General features: G+C 74.1%; 9 protein-coding genes. 6 read left to right on the top strand and 3 right to left on the bottom strand.

Annotated elements, in window-relative coordinates; translation table 11 throughout:
- Positions 1-118: 118 nt before the first annotated feature.
- Positions 119-1,126: a hypothetical protein gene (locus AC4BG9_RS07585; RefSeq protein ID WP_490570470.1), complete on the top strand. Its 1,008-nt coding sequence runs from the start codon at positions 119-121 to the stop codon at positions 1,124-1,126.
- 34 nt (positions 1,127-1,160) lie between these two features.
- Here AC4BG9_RS07585 and AC4BG9_RS07580 read toward each other — a convergent pair whose 3' ends face one another.
- Positions 1,161-1,340: a hypothetical protein gene (locus AC4BG9_RS07580; RefSeq protein ID WP_490570469.1), complete on the bottom strand. Its 180-nt coding sequence runs from the start codon at positions 1,338-1,340 to the stop codon at positions 1,161-1,163.
- 100 nt (positions 1,341-1,440) lie between these two features.
- Between AC4BG9_RS07580 and AC4BG9_RS07575 the strand changes: the two genes are divergently transcribed.
- Together AC4BG9_RS07575 and AC4BG9_RS07570 are read left to right on the top strand one after the other, a co-directional pair.
- The gene (locus AC4BG9_RS07575; protein WP_490570468.1) at positions 1,441-1,818 is read left to right on the top strand and encodes a hypothetical protein; all 378 of its coding nucleotides are present in this window, start codon (positions 1,441-1,443) and stop codon (positions 1,816-1,818) included.
- Positions 1,819-1,918: 100 nt separating this feature from the next.
- Complete coding sequence (locus AC4BG9_RS07570) at positions 1,919-2,926, top strand: hypothetical protein (RefSeq protein WP_490570467.1); 1,008 nt, start codon at positions 1,919-1,921, stop codon at positions 2,924-2,926.
- 37 nt (positions 2,927-2,963) lie between these two features.
- Here AC4BG9_RS07570 and AC4BG9_RS07565 read toward each other — a convergent pair whose 3' ends face one another.
- On the bottom strand, positions 2,964-5,495 hold the full coding sequence (locus AC4BG9_RS07565; protein ID WP_490570466.1) for a GAF domain-containing SpoIIE family protein phosphatase: 2,532 nt from the start codon (positions 5,493-5,495) through the stop codon (positions 2,964-2,966).
- A 91-nt stretch (positions 5,496-5,586) separates the two neighbouring features.
- Positions 5,587-6,204: a DedA family protein gene (locus AC4BG9_RS07560; RefSeq protein ID WP_490570465.1), complete on the bottom strand. Its 618-nt coding sequence runs from the start codon at positions 6,202-6,204 to the stop codon at positions 5,587-5,589.
- A gap of 113 nt (positions 6,205-6,317) precedes the next feature.
- On the opposite strand from AC4BG9_RS07560, the gene AC4BG9_RS07555 reads away from it, so the two are divergent.
- The 3 genes from AC4BG9_RS07555 to treY all read left to right on the top strand — a co-directional run bounded on the left by AC4BG9_RS07555 (position 6,318) and on the right by treY (position 14,960).
- The gene (locus AC4BG9_RS07555; protein WP_490570464.1) at positions 6,318-8,462 is read left to right on the top strand and encodes a PP2C family protein-serine/threonine phosphatase; all 2,145 of its coding nucleotides are present in this window, start codon (positions 6,318-6,320) and stop codon (positions 8,460-8,462) included.
- Positions 8,463-8,583: 121 nt separating this feature from the next.
- The gene (glgX, locus tag AC4BG9_RS07550; protein ID WP_490570661.1) at positions 8,584-10,758 is read left to right on the top strand and encodes a glycogen debranching protein GlgX; all 2,175 of its coding nucleotides are present in this window, start codon (positions 8,584-8,586) and stop codon (positions 10,756-10,758) included.
- Entirely contained in the window at positions 10,755-14,960 is a 4,206-nt protein-coding gene (gene treY / locus AC4BG9_RS07545) for a malto-oligosyltrehalose synthase (protein WP_490570463.1), read from the top strand. The genes glgX and treY overlap by 4 nt, the downstream gene beginning before the upstream one ends.
- Positions 14,961-14,967 lie beyond the last annotated feature (7 nt).

Below are 14,967 nucleotides of genomic sequence, written 5' to 3'. Positions count from 1 at the left end.
CTGACCTTCGTCATTGTGCGCCCGCTGGCTGAATGCGCGCTGAACGCGGGGCCGGCGAGGGGTACCCTGCCTGCGGCCGCACGGTGGGGAGGCGCGGCCCGCGCCGGAGGGGGATGCGATGACCAGGACACGAGCAGCGACGACGTGGCGGGGAAGCCTGATCGGCGTCCTCCTGACCGCCTGGCTGGCGGCCCTGCCAGCGCCTTCCGCCGGTGCCGCCGACCGGCCCATGCTGTCCGCGGTAGGCGTGCAGGTCACCTCGCCCGGGCACCTGCAGGTGCGGGTCGCCGGCACCGTCTTCGACCCCGAGCCGGTCGGCGGCCCCACCGAGGTGCACATCTACGTCCACTACCTGGACGCGAAGGGCGAGGTCACGGGCTCGTCGAGGCACGTGGCTCACCCCGACGCCCAGATGCAGGTCGACGTCACGGTGAAGGCGGACCGGGGCGGTGACGTGATCGTCGACGTCTGGGTCGTCGACCCGCGGCCGGACGGCCAGGGCTTCTACCTGTTCACCACCAAGGACAGGGTGCCGCCCTTCCAGGTGATGATCGACACCAGGCCGCCGGTCACCACCATCACCTCGGGTCCCGCCCCGGTGGTCGAGGTGGAGGCCGGGACGACCCGTTCGGTCCCGTTCACCTTCACCGCCGACGAGCCGGGCGCCACCTTCACCTGCGCCCTCGACGCAGGCGGGTGGGCGCCGTGCGCGAGCCCCGCCACGGTGCAGGTCGGCGTCGGCAGCCATGTCTTCAGCGTGCGCGCCAAGGACCCCGCCGGGGTGCAGGGCGAGCCGGTCTCGCACGCCTTCAGCGTGGTGCCCGCGACCGCGCCGCCGGCGCCCCCGGGCCCGCTCCCGGGCGCAGGGGTCTCGGTCAAGGCCAAGGCGGTCAAGAAGAAGTCCCGGCTGCAGGTCCGGGTCGCCCCGGGCAGCGCCGAGGTCGACTACGCCTTCGTGGTGCAGCGCAAGGCCGGCAAGAAGTGGCAGCGCGTGAAGCGCTCCACCACCCGCGGCGCGAAGGAGCAGCAGCTGCTCGACCTGCGCAAGGGGCGCTACCGGGTGCTGGTCCCGGCCCAGCACGGGATGGCCGCGGCCCGCAGCAAGGTCGTGCGCCTGCGCCGCTGAGGCCGCTGGGGGTCCTTGAGGGCCGCTGAGTCGCTCAGTCCGCGGGCACCAGGAAGTAGGTGCCCAGCAGGTAGAGGGCGATCAGGGCGGCGAACAGGGCGACGGTCACCAGCAGCGGCTTCCACGGTCCCTTGCGGGGCCCGTTGAGCGGCTGGTCCGTGCTCGGCCTGCTCCGCTCCTCGTGCTGGTCGCCGATGTCGTCGCTCTCGCGCATGTCGTCCTTCCACCCTTCCCGCGCGGGCTCTCCGCGCCGACGCCGACGTACCCGGTCCGCCACGACTCCATCCGTTCGGGTCAGCGGGCATGCTGGAGGCATGCGATTCACCGAGCACGAGCTCACCACCGCACTGACCACGGCGGCCAAGGCCGTGGTGGCCGCCCGCCGCAAGGACGTCCGCAAGGGCCGCACCACGGCCGACGAGGTGTGGGAGTCGATGGACCGGTACGCCCGCTACCAGGTCCTCGAGGGGCTCGGAGACCAGCTGCTGCCCGTCCTCGCGGCGCTCCCCGACGTGGAGGTGGCGCCCGGCGAGCGGCCGGCCTTCACCGACGCCCAGGTGCTGGCGGCCGTCGAGGAGCAGCTCGGGGACGAGGGGGGCAGGCTGCGGCGCCGGGTGGTGGTGGCCGCCCGGGTGGCCCTGGTCAAGCAGGCGCTCTCCGGCCTCCCGCCGCGCCACGCCGTCCCCGAGTGAGTCCACCCCCGCCTCGCGTCGCGCCGCCGGGCGACGGGGAGCGGTAGCCTGCCGCCGGCACCGGCACAAGACGAGTCGGCGCCCGACGGAGGGGGAGCCGATGAGGGGAAGAGGTCGCCGGGTCGCCGGGGCCATCACGGGCGCGGTGCTGCTGTCCGCGGGGCTGGTCCTCGTGCCGGCGCCGTCCGCCGTCGCGGCCGTGCCGGTCGTGAGCGACGGGCCGATGCAGATCACCTCCCCCCAGGACCGCAGGATCCGGGTGACCGGCCGGGTGGTGGACCCCGACGTCGCGGGACCGGTGAGCCTGATGATCTGGGTGCTCGACGACACCCCGGAGCCGGAGGCGTTCAAGACCGACGTGCTCGGCAACCTCGACGTCGTGGTGGAGTCGGACCGGGGCGGCGACGTGGCGGTGGACGTCTACGCGTTCGACCGGCACCCCGACGGGTCGTTCGTGCTGGACGCCGAAGGGCGCCTGGTCACCGAGCAGATCGTGGTCAAGCGCCGGGTCAACGTGGCGCTCGACACCGTCCCTCCGGCCACCACCATCACCTCGGCCCCGGCCGCACGGCTCGAGGTGGAGGCGGGGGCGACGCGCTCGGTGGCCTTCACCTTCGTCGCCGGCGAGGCGGGCTCCACCTTCACCTGCAGCCTGGACGGCGGCGCCTGGGTGGCCTGCTCCAGCCCGGCCACCGTCGCCGTCGGCACCGGCGCCCACGTGTTCCGGGTGCGGGCCAAGGACCCGGCCGGCAACCAGGGGGAGCCGGCGGTCCACGCCTTCGACGTGGTCCCGGCGGTCCAGCCCCCGGTTCCCGGGGTCGTCGAGCCGCCCGCCCCCGTCCCGGTCCCGGTCTCGGTCTCGGCGACCGCGGTGCGGAAGAAGTCGCGGCTGCGGGTCCGGGTGACCCCCGGCAGCGCCGAGGTCGACTACGCCTTCGTGGTGCAGCGCAAGGCCGGCAAGAAGTGGAAGCGCGTGAAGCGCTCCACCACCCGCGGGGCGAAGGGGCAGCGGGTGCTGGACCTGTCGAGGGGCCGCTACCGGGTGGTGGTGCCGGCCCAGCACGGGATGGCCGAGGGACTCAGCAAGGTCGTCCGGCTGCGCCGCTGAGCGCGGGTGCGCAGGCAGGTGGGAGGGCGCCGGCCGCTCAGGCAGGCGTCCGGGTGACGCGGACGGCGACCAGGGCGACGTCGTCCTCGGCGTGCTGGGGCAGCAACCGCCTGAGCAGGCCGTCGAGGAGCGTGGCGAGGTCCGGCGCCGTCGTCACCAGCTCGGCGACCACCGCGCGCAGCTCCTCGATGCCGTCGTCGAGGTCCTGCCCGCGCCGCTCCACCAGCCCGTCGGTGTAGAGGAGCAGCAGGGCGCCGGGCGGCAGCAGGTAGGCGTGGTCGTCCCGCTCGAAGTCGGCGTCCAGGCCGAGCAGCAGGTCGGGCTGGACCGAGCCCAGGACCTCGACGAGGTAGCTGCCCTCGTCGGTGGGCAGCAGGACCAGGGCGGGCGGGTGGCCAGCGTTGGACCAGTGCAGGGGCAGGGAGCCGTCCGGGCCGGGGGTGCCGAGACTGGCCACGATCGCGGTCGCGGTGCTCTCGACGCTCAGGGCCTCCATCGCCCGGTCCACGCTGCGCAGCACCTCGGCGGGGGTGCCCTGGCTGGTGACGGCGATGCCGCGCAGCAGGCCGCGGACCTGGCCCATCGCCCCCGCGGCCTCGACGTCGTGGCCGACCACGTCGCCGATCACGACCATGAGGTCGTCGTCGTCGGGCCGCACGAAGGCGTCGTACCAGTCACCGCCGACCTGGGCGGCCTCCGCGGCGGGGGCGTAGCGCACCGCCACCTCGACCCGGTCCGAGCGCGGCGGGTCGGTCAGCAGGCTGCGCTGCAGCCCCTCGGCCATGTCGCGCTGGGCGGAGTAGGCGCGGGCGTTGTCCAGGGCCAGCGCGGCCCGCCCGGCGACGTCGTCGAGCATCTCCAGCGTCTGGGGGGTGAACGGCTCGCGGTCGGCGCTGCGGCCCACGGTGAGCAGGCCGATGACGCGGCCGCGGCGGACCATCGGCACGAACGCGGCCTGCTCGGGGTCGAGCTCGCGGTAGCGGTCGACCGCCGGCCCCGGAGCCATCCGGGCGGTGACGGTCTCGCGCGCCCGTTCGGCGACCAGGGTGGTGCGGCTCTTGAGGGCGCGGGCCTGGAAGGAGTCCTCCAGCAGGGCCGGGATCCGGGCCCGGGCGTAGTGCTCCAGGGCCTCGCGCATGGCCGGGTCGCGGTGCCACCAGCCGAGGTCGCGCAGGTTGCGCCGCCAGTCCTGGCCCTCCAACGGCTCCGGGCCGTCGGCGACGGTGACGATGCACCAGTCGCCCTTCTCGGGGACCAGCACCTTGGCCAGGGCGGCCACGCCGCGCTCGGGGTCCAGGGTGCGGGTGAGGGCGGAGGTCACCTCGGCGAGCAGCCGGGCCCGGGTGGCGCTGTGGGCCAGCTCCTGCTGGACCCGGCGCCGCTCGGTGATGTCGAGGAAGTAGACCGAGAGCCCGTCCGGGGAGGGCCAGACCCGCACCTCGTACCAGGCGTCGAGCGGGGGCGGGTAGTAGGCCTCGAACTCCTCCGGCCGACCGGTGTCGGCCGCCCGGCGGTAGCGGGTCTCGAAGTCGGTGCCGAGGGCGTCGGGGAACAGCTCCCAGATCACGCCGCCGGTCAGGCGCGAGGTGACCGCGCCGAGCATCCGCTCCGCCTCGGGGTTGACGAAGGTGAAGCGCCAGTCGGTGTCGAGGTGGAAGAAGGCCGCCGGCATCGCCTCGAGGATGCGGGCCACCCGGGCGTCGCTGTCGCGGACCAGCGTGGAGTCGAAGGCCGCGCCGACGAGCCGGGCCGCGGCACCGTCCTGGCCGACCAGGACGTTGCCCCGCGAGGTGACCCAGCGCACCGTGCCGTCGTCCTGGACGATGCGGTAGTCGGCGGCGAACTGCCCGCAGGTCGCGATGGCGTCGGTGAGCAGCGTCCCGACCCGGTCGCGGTCCTCCGGGTGCACCCACTCCTGGAAGGCCTCGATCGTGCCGCCGAAGGACTCCTGGTCGGTGGCGAAGAGGTTGAGGAGGCGGTCGTCCCAGCGCAGCCGGCCCGAGCGCAGGTCCCAGTCCCAGGCGCCGACCTCGGCGGCGTCGACCGCCAGCTGCCAGACCAGCCGGTCGTCCTGGTGGCTGGTGGCCAGCGCCGCGAGGCGCAGCTCGGCCGACATCGTCTCGGCGAGCAGCTCGAGCATGGCCACCTCGTGCTGCTGCCACTCGCGCGGTGAGGTGTCGAGGACGCAGAGCGCCCCGACGGTGTGGCCCTCGGCGACCAGCGGGACGCCCAGGTAGGCGCCCACCTCGCCCGCGACCACCGGGGGCAGGTCGTTGACCCGGTCGTCGTGCGCGGCGTCGGAGACGACAAGGGGACCGTCCGTGCGCAGGGTGACCGCGCAGAGGGCGTCCTCGGAGGGCCGCTTCATCAGCTGGCGGTGCGGGCTGCGGCCGAGACCGGCCATCACCGTGGTGAGGTCGGGCAGCAGCGTGACCTGCGCCCGGGTGGCGCGGAGCATGGCAGCAGACAGCTCGACGAGGCGCTCGACCCGGTCGGTCCCGCTGTCCCCGGCCGGGGCCGAGACGAGATCGACGAAGGTCGAGGACTGCGCAGGCGTCGTCTCAGGCATCAGGGCTTCCTCCGGGGCTCGGCACAGTCTCACACGCCGGAGCCGAGAATCCGCCCTGACTGCGCAACCAGCTCCGAGCCGGTCGGCAGGCTCACCAGCGGCGGCGACCCCGGCGGCCTCGGACGCGCCGGACCAGGAGCCAGCCGAGCGCCGGCACCAGGACCCCGAGCAGCACCCGGGAGGCCCCGCCGACGTAGCCCTCCACCAGGTGCCACTGCTCCCCGAGCTCGTACCCGGCGCCGATGAGCAGCGCGTTCCAGGCCAGCGACCCGAGGGCGGTGAGGGCCACGAACGCGGGCAGGGGCATCCGGTCGACGCCCGCCGGCACCGAGACCAGGCTCCGCACCCCCGGCACCAGGCGGCCCAGGAGCACCGCGGCCCGGCCGTGCCGGGCGAACCAGTCGATGGCCCGCTCGACCTCGTGCCGACCGACCAGCGGGAGCCTGTCGGCCAGCTCGAGCACCCGCTGGACCCCCCAGGCCGCACCGGCCCAGTAGAGGAGGAGGGCGCCGAGCACCGAGCCGGCGGTGGCCCAGAGCACCGCGGCGACCAGCCCGTAGTGGCCCAGGCTCGCGGTGTAGCCGGCCAGCGGGAGCACCACCTCCGAGGGCACCGGCGGGAAGACGGTCTCCAGCGCGGTGGCCAGGCCGACGCCGGGAGCCCCGACGGCTCGCATGATCGCCACCAACCAGTCGAGTACGCCGTCCATCGGCGCGGTCGTACCCCGCGTCGGGACCCGCGACTCCCGCCCGGAGTGCGACGGGGCTCACGTCTGTGTGCGAACCGCCACGCGGAGGGCGTCCTGCTCGGTACCCTTCGGCCGTGCCGCCACCCCCTCATCGCGCCGGCGAGACGGTGCGTGCCGTCGCCGGGCGACAGCACCTGCTGCTGGTGGCCGGCTCACGCGCCGAGTCCTACGCCCTCGACGACGTGCCCGGCCCGCGCTGTGACGATGACGACGTGGAGCGGGCGCTGGCCGAGCACCCGGACGTCGACCTCGTGGTCGTCGGGTCAGCGGTGGCCCGGCCGGCGGCGCTGGTCCGGCTGGTGGGGCGGCTGGCCCCCCGCGTGCCGGTGGTGCTGATCGTCTCCCCGAGCCGCGAGATCGCGGTGCGCTACGAGCTCTCCGCCCTGGACTCGCCGCCGCGCGAGACGACGGTGGTGACCGGGATCGACGGGCTCCGGCAGGCGGTCACCACCGGGCTGGCCCGGGTGCGAACGCGGCGTGCCCCCGGCCCCCTGGTGGCGACCCTCGGCCCCGCGACCGCCGCGCCCGCGGCGCCCGCCGTCGACCTCGGGTCCCTGCTCGACCAGGCGCCGGTGGGCGTCGTGCTCTGCGAGCCCGACGGCCGGCTTCGCGGCTGGAACCGCCGCGCGGCGGTGCTGCTGGAGCTGCCCGGGCACGGTGCCGGACCCGGCCTCGACGTGGTGCTGGCCGACGCGCTGCCGCTGCTGCGGGCGGTCACCGAGCCCGACGGCGGGGAGGACCCGGTCGAGCTCGGGCTGGTGGCCACCACCCCCGGCGGACGCCACCTGGAGGTGACCGCGGTGGCGACCGAGGCGGTGGCCGGCCGGTACGCGGTGCTGCTGCTGCTGGTCGACGTCACCGACCAGCGGCGTGCCGAGCGCGAGCGGCGGCGGCTCAGCGCCCAGGTCGACCTGCTGGGCCGCACCTCCGAGGCGCTGGTGAGCAGCCTGGACATCGACGAGGGGCTGGAGCATCTGGCCGCCGTCCTGGTGCCGGAGTTCGCCGACTGGGTGAGCATCCAGCTCGCCGACGAGCTCGGGGACCTCAGCCTGGTCACCGTCCGGCACCGCGACCCCGCCCTGGAGGCCACGGTCGCGGAGGTCGAGCGGCTCCAGGCCGACCGTGCCTCCGACGAGGCCCCGAGCCGGCGCGTGGTCCGTGGCGCCGGCCCGCTGCTGCTCACCCAGATCGACGAGGAGGAGCTGACCCGGTCGGTGGACGACGAGACGCTGCGCGCCCACTTCCGCACCCTCGGCGTCTCCAGCCTGATCGCGGTGCCGCTGCCCGGCCGCGACGGCATCCTCGGCTCGCTGGTGCTGGTGCGCGACGAGTCGCGCGGGGCGTTCCGCCGCTCCCACCTCGCGGTCGCGGTGGAGGCGGGACGCCGGGCCGGCATCGCCTTGGACAACGCCCGGCTCTACGCCCGCCAGCACGAGCTCGCCGGCGAGCTGCAGCGCAGCCTGCTCACCGCGCCCCCGCAGGTCTCCCACGGCCGGATCGCGGTGCGCTACGTGGCGGCCGCGCACGAGGCCCAGGTCGGGGGCGACTGGTACGACGCCTTCGCCCAGCCCGACGGGGCCACGGTGCTGGTGGTCGGCGACGTCATCGGCCACGACCGGCGGGCCGCGGCCGGGATGAGCCAGATCCGCGGGCTGCTCCGGGGCATCGGCTACACCACCGGCGAGGGCCCGGCCGGCCTGCTCGCCCGCGCCGACCAGGCGATGGCGGGGCTGGCGATCGAGGCGATGGCCACCGCGCTGGTGGTCCGCCTGGAGCCGCTCCCGGCCGTCCGGCCCGCCGAGCTTGAGCTCTCCTGGTCCAGCGCCGGGCATCCGCCGCTGCTGGTGCTCACCCCCGACGGCGAGGTGCGGGTGCTGGTGGGCGACGGTGGCGAGGACGACGTCGACCCGGGTCCGGACCTGCTCCTGGGGCTCGACCCGCAGACCCCGCGGAGTGCCTCCCGGGCCCGGGTGCCGGACGGCTCGATCCTGCTCCTGTACTCCGACGGGCTGGTGGAGCGCCGCGGCGAGGACCTCGACGAGGGCATCGCGCGGCTCGCCGACGCGCTCTCGCTGGGCCCGGACGAGGAGTCCCTGGAGGGCCTGTGCGACCGGGTCCTCGAGCAGCTGCTGCCGGTGGAGCCGGAGGACGACGTGGCGCTGGTGGCGATGCGCCTGGTCGCCGGGGAGAACGCCGTCGACGGGGTCGCCGGCGTGTGACGCGACCGTGGGTGTGTGGCCCCCGGACGGTGGGTACCACCCGGTTGGAACGTTCAACATGCATCACGTCACCGCCTCGGTCCTCGCGCTCGAGGCACCCCTCGACCCCAGGAGTGCGCACGTGCAGGTCTGGCCCGGATCCGCCTACCCCTTGGGGGCGACCTACGACGGGAGCGGCACCAACTTCGCGCTCTTCAGCGAGGTCGCCGAGCGCGTCGAGCTCTGTCTCTTCGACCTCGACGACGACGGCAACCGCGTCGAGACCCGGGTGGAGGTCACCGAGGTCGACGCCCACGTCTGGCACTGCTACCTGCCGCTGGTCCAGCCCGGCCAGCGCTACGGCTACCGGGTGCACGGGCCCTACGACCCCGCCAACGGCCTGCGCTGCAACCCCAACAAGCTGCTGCTCGACCCCTACGCCAAGGCCACCGACGGGGAGATCGAGTGGGACCAGGCGCTCTTCGGCTACGACTTCGGCGACGAGGACAGCCGCAACGACGACGACTCCGCGCCCTTCATGACCCTGGGCGTGGTGATCAACCCGTTCTTCGACTGGGAGGGCGACCGGCAGCTGCGGGTGCCCTACAGCGAGTCGGTGATCTACGAGGCCCACGTCAAGGGGCTCACCCAGCTCCATCCCGACGTGCCGGAGGAGCAGCGCGGCAGCTACGCCGGGCTGGCGCACCCCGCGGTCACCGACCACCTGACCAAGCTCGGGGTGACCGCGATCGAGCTGATGCCGGTCCACCAGTTCGTCCAGGACTCCACCCTCCTGGAGAAGGGCCTGCGCAACTACTGGGGCTACAACACCCTCGGCTTCTTCGCCCCGCACGCCGAGTACGCCGCCAACAGCGACGCCGGCCACCAGGTGCAGGAGTTCAAGGCGATGGTCAAGGCGATGCACTCCGCGGGCATCGAGGTCATCCTCGACGTGGTCTACAACCACACCGCGGAGGGCAACCACCTCGGCCCGACGCTGAGCATGAAGGGCATCGACAACCCGGCCTACTACCGCACCGTCGACGACGACAAGCGCTACTACATGGACTACACCGGCACCGGGAACTCCCTCAACGCCGGCAACCCCCACTCGCTCCAGCTGATCATGGACTCGCTGCGCTACTGGGTCACCGAGATGCACGTCGACGGCTTCCGCTTCGACCTCGCCTCGGCGCTGGCCCGGGAGTTCTACGACGTGGACCGGCTGGCCACCTTCTTCGAGCTCGTCCAGCAGGACCCGGTGGTCAGCCAGGTCAAGCTGATCGCCGAGCCGTGGGACGTCGGCCCCGGCGGCTACCAGGTCGGCAACTTCCCGCCGCAGTGGACCGAGTGGAACGGCAAGTACCGCGACACCGTGCGCGACTTCTGGCGCGGCGAGCCGGCCCTGGGCGAGTTCGCCTCCCGGCTGGCCGGTTCCTCCGACCTCTACGAGCACTCCGGCCGCCGGCCCTTCGCCAGCATCAACTTCGTCACCGCCCACGACGGGTTCACCCTGCGCGACCTGGTCTCCTACAACGAGAAGCACAACGAGGCCAACGGCGAGGACAACAACGACGGCGAGAGCCACAACCGGTCGCAGAACTTCGGCGTCGAGGGCCCCACCGACGACATCGAGGTGCTGGCGATGCGCGCCCGCGCGCAGCGCAACTTCCTCGCCACCCTGCTGCTGAGCCAGGGCGTGCCGATGATCGCGCACGGCGACGAGATCGGCCGCACCCAGGAGGGCAACAACAACACCTACGCCCAGGACTCCGAGATCTCCTGGGTCAACTGGGAGCGCGCCGACTGGCCGCTCGCCGAGTTCACCGCCGCGGTGGCCCGGCTGCGCCGCGAGCACCCGACCTTCCGCCGCCGGCGCTTCTTCACCGGAGACACCGTCCGCACCGGCGACGGCGAGCGGCTCAACGACATCGTGTGGCTGCACCCCGACGGGGAGCCGATGCAGGACGGTCAGTGGACCGAGGAGGGCGCCCAGGTGATCGGCATGTACCTCAACGGCCACGGGATCCCCGGGCTGGACACCACCGGCAACCCGTTCGTCGACGACCACTTCCTCCTCTACTTCAACGCCGGGGAGGCGCCGGTCGACCTGGTGCTGCCCGCCGAGGAGTACGCCGCCTCGTGGGAGGCGGTCGTCGACACCGCCGCGGCCGAGATCTCCCGGACCCCGCTCAAGCCCGGCGAGGGGCTGACCCTGGAGGGCCGCAGCGTGCTGGTGCTGCGCCAGTACGACACCCCGGAGGTGGAGCCGGAGACCTCGGTCGCCGCCTCCCTGATGGCGATGGCCGAGCAGTGAGCGCCCCGGACCCGGGACGCCGCGTCCCGCGCAGCACCTACCGTCTCCAGGTCACCGAGGAGTTCGACCTCCTCGAGGCGGCCCGCGCCCTGGCCTACCTGCACGAGCTCGGCGTCGACTGGGTCTACCTCTCCCCGCTGCTGGCCTCGGAGTCGGGCAGCAGCCACGGCTACGACGTGGCCGACCACCGCGCGATCGACCCCTCGCGGGGGCGTGCCTCGGGGCTGGCCGCCCTGGCGGCGGAGGCACAGCGTCTGGGGATGGGGGTGCTGGTCGACATCGTGCCCAACCACGTCGGCATCGCCAGCCCCTGGCAGAACGAGTGGTGGTGGCACGTGCTCACCCACGGGGCGGAGTCGCCGTACGCCGGCGCCTTCGACATCGACTGGGACGCCGGCGGCGGCCGGCTGCTGATCCCGGTGGTCGGCGACGACGACCTGGTCGAGGTCGACGGCGTGACCCGGATCAAGAACCTGAGCGTGCTGGCCGGCGAGCTGCACTACCACGGCCACCGCTTCCCGCTGGCTCCCGAGAGCGTGCAGGCGCTGGGCCCGCACGAGGCCGACGCCGACGAGGTGCACGCCCGGCAGCACTACGAGCTGGTCAGCTGGCGCCGCGCCGACACCGACCTCAACTACCGCCGCTTCTTCGCGGTCAACACCCTCGCCGCGCTGCGGGTCGAGGAGCCGGAGTGGTTCGAGCGCTCGCACGCCGAGATCCGGCGCTGGTTCGACGAGGGGCTGGTGCAGGGGCTGCGCGTCGACCACCCCGACGGCCTGCGGGAGCCGGCCGGCTACCTCGAGGACCTCGCCGAGCTGACCGGCGACGGCTACGTGCTGGTCGAGAAGATCCTGCACCCCGGCGAGGAGCTGCCCGCCTCCTGGCGCACCGACGGCACCACCGGCTACGACGTGCTGGCGCTGGTCGACCGGGTCTTCGTCGACCCGGCCGGCGAGGAGCCGCTGGACGCCTTGGAGGCCCGGCTGCGCGGGGCCCGGGTCGACTGGCGCGCGATGGTGCACGACTCCAAGCGGGCGATCGCCGACGGGATCCTCCAGGCCGAGGTGCGCCGGATCTCCCGGGAGGTCGCCCACGTGCTCGCCGCGCAGGAGCAGCGCGTCCCCGAGCCCGCCGAGCTGGCCGACGCGGTCGCCGAGCTCCTGGCCTGCTTCCCGGTCTACCGGTCCTACCTGCCGGAGGGGCACGCCCACCTCGAGCGGGCGCTCGCCGAGGCCCGCCGGCACCGCCCCGACCTGATCGCGGTGCTCGACGTGGTCGGCCCGGTGCTGGCCGACGGCGCCGCCGACCCGGCGCTGCGGTTCCAGCAGACCAGCGGCATGGTGATGGCCAAGGGCGTCGAGGACACCGCGTTCTACCGCTGGGCCCGGCTGACCTCCCTCAACGAGGTCGGCGCCGACCCCGCGATCTTCGCCGTCGCCCCGGGCGACCTGCACGAGGCGATGACCCGGCGGCAGGCCGACTGGCCGCACGCGATGACCGCGGCCTCCACCCACGACACCAAGCGCGGTGAGGACACCCGCGCCCGGATCACCGTGCTCGCCGAGATCCCCGAGCAGTGGGCGGCCGCCCTGGACCGGCTCCTCGAGCTGGTGCCGGTGCCCGACGCGGGGTTCGCCAACCTGCTCTGGCAGGCGATCGTCGGCGCCTGGCCCTCCGCGCTGGAGGAGCCGGTGCAGCCCTACCGGGAGCGGCTCCACGGCTACGCGGAGAAGGCGATGCGCGAGGCCGCCCAGGGGACCACCTGGACCGCGCCCGACGAGGAGGTCGAGGCGGCGATCCACCGGTGCGTCGACGCCGTCTTCGACCGCCCGGAGGTCTACGCGGTGGTCGCCGAGCTGGTGGAGGCGCTGGCGGCTCCCGGCTGGGTCAACTCGCTGGGCGCCAAGCTGGTCGGGCTCACCGTGCCCGGCGTCCCCGACGTCTACCAGGGCAGCGAGCTGTGGGAGCAGAGCCTGGTCGACCCCGACAACAGGCGTCCCGTCGACTTCTCGCGCCGGATCGGGCTGCTGGAGAAGCTCCGGCTGGGCGAGCGCCCCCACGTGCACGCCCACGCCGACGACGACGGCGCCGCCAAGCTGCTGGTGACCCACGTGGCCCTGACCGCCCGCCGCGACCACCCCGAGTGGTTCGAGGGCTACCGGCCGCTCACCGCGCACGGGCCGGCGGCCGACCACGTGCTGGCGTTCTCCCGGGGTGCCGACGGGCCCGGCGCGATCACCGTGGCGACCCGGCTGCCCGTCGGCCTGGTGCGCGCCGGCGGCTGGGGCGAGACGGCGTTGGAGCTCCCGCCCGGCCAGTACGTCGACCTCCTCACCGACCGCCGGGTCCGTCCGGACAGCGACGGCCTGGTCGAGGTGGCCCACCTGCTCGCCGACTACCCGGTGGCCCTGCTGGTCCCCGACACCTCACGCGGCCGCGGTCGCTTCGACGTCTGGGCCCCGCACGCGGAGTCGCTCGAGCTCGTCGTCGGCCCCGAGGGGTCGCGCCGCACGGTGGAGATGGAGCGGTCCACCGGTGGCGAGCACGACGGCTGGTGGCACCCGGTGGGGCCCGAGCCCCTCGGCGAGGTCGACTACGGCTACCGGATCGACGGCGGCGACCACCTGGTCTTCGACCCCCGGGCCCGGCGGCTGCCCCACGGGGTGCACGGCCCGGCACGCACCGACGACCCCGCGGCGTACGCCTGGCAGGACGACGGCTGGACCGGCCGGCAGCTCGCCGGCTCGGTGATCTACGAGCTCCACGTCGGCACCTTCACCCCCGAGGGCACCCTGGACGCCGCGATCGGCCGGCTCGACCACCTCAAGGAGATCGGGGTCGACCTGGTCGAGCTGCTCCCGGTCAACGGCTTCAACGGCACCCACAACTGGGGCTACGACGGCGTGGCCTGGTTCACCGTGCACGAGGCCTACGGCGGCCCCGCGGCCTACCGCCGCTTCGTCGACGCCTGCCACGCCGCGGGCCTGGGTGTGATCCAGGACGTCGTCTACAACCACCTCGGCCCGTCGGGCAACTACCTGCCCCTTTTCGGCCCCTACCTGTCCAGCGAGGGGCGCAGCACCTGGGGCGAGCACCTCAACCTCGACGGCGAGGGCAGCAGCGAGGTCCGGGCGCTGATCCTGGACAACGTGCGGATGTGGCTGGAGGACTTCCACGTCGACGGCCTGCGGCTCGACGCCGTGCACGCGCTGCCCGACTCCTCCGACACCCACCTGCTGGAGGAGATGGCTGTGCTCACCGCGCGGCTCTCGGCCCAGCAGCGGCGTCCGCTCACGCTGATCGCCGAGTCGGACCTCAACGACCCGCGGCTGATCACGCCGCGCGAGGGGGGCGGCTACGGCCTGGACGCGCAGTGGAGCGACGACTTCCACCACGCCGTCCACGTGGCGCTGACGGGGGAGACGACCGGCTACTACGCCGACTTCGCCCCGCTCTCGGCGCTGGCCAAGGTCTGCGAGCGCGGGTTCTTCCACGACGGCACCTGGTCGTCGTTCCGGGGCCGCGAGCACGGCCGCCCGGTCGACGTCGAGCACATGCCCGGCTGGCGGCTGGTGGTCTGCAACCAGAACCACGACCAGGTGGGCAACCGGGCGGCCGGAGACCGGCTCACCGCCCACCTGGACGACGACCAGCTCGCCGTCGCCGCCCTGCTCACGCTCGCCGGTCCGTTCACCCCGATGCTCTTCCAGGGGGAGGAGTGGGCGGCCGCCACGCCGTTCGCCTTCTTCACCTCCCACCCCGAGCCGGAGCTGGGGCGGGCCGTCTCGGAGGGCCGGGTCAAGGAGTTCGAGCGGATGGACTGGGACGTCTCGACCGTCCCGGACCCTCAGGACCCGCAGACCTTCCTGGCCTCCAAGCTGGACTGGTCGCAGGCCGAGGCGGGACGGCACGCCGTGCTGCTGGAGGTCTACCGGTCGCTGGCGGCGCTGCGTCGCGAGCTGCCCGACCTGACCGACCCCGACCTGCGCCGCACCTCGTGCGAGTACGACGAGGACGCGCGGTGGTTCGTGATGTCGCGGGGCCAGGTGGCGGTGGCGGTCAACTTCTCCGACGAGCCCGTCACCGTCGACCTCGGGGGCGACCACGTGGTCCGCTGGGCGACCCCCGCGGGAGCGAGCGTCGTCCCCGGCGGGGTGGAGCTCCCGGCCCACGCCGGCGCGGTGCTGCTGCCCCTGGACTGAGCCTCGC

Source organism: Nocardioides sp. Z40_12, assembly GCF_058215795.1.
The sequence above is the reverse complement of the archived record's forward strand: the minus strand, read 5'-3'. Positions and strand labels throughout refer to the sequence as shown.